Source organism: Belnapia sp. AC561 (assembly GCF_979252845.1).
In genome coordinates this window covers 1-247 of record NZ_CEEDBP010000393.1, presented here as the reverse complement: position 1 = coordinate 247, position 247 = coordinate 1, and the positions used below count along the sequence as shown (strand labels likewise).

Here is a 247-nt window from a genome sequence, read left to right as displayed (position 1 = left end):
GCCTGGAGGGCGTCTCCAAGAGCCAGGTCAGCCGCCTCTGCGCCGAGTTCGACGAGCGGGTCGGCGACTTCCTCTCCCGCCCGATCGAGGGCGACTGGCCCTACCTGTGGCTCGATGCCACCGACGTGAAGGTCCGCGAGGCCGGGCGCATCATCCCGGTCGCCGTCACCATCGCGGGCGGCGTCAACGGCGACGGCCGACGCGAGGTGCTCGGCATGGCCGTCGGCGCCTCCGAGGCGGAGACCTT

1 protein-coding gene is annotated in these 247 nt (G+C 72.5%); it reads left to right on the top strand.

All coding sequences use genetic code 11. The annotated features are described in order from the left end of the window. A partial coding sequence (locus AC0IW9_RS31570) for a transposase (RefSeq protein ID WP_471652231.1) occupies positions 1-247 on the top strand: 247 nt, incomplete at both ends.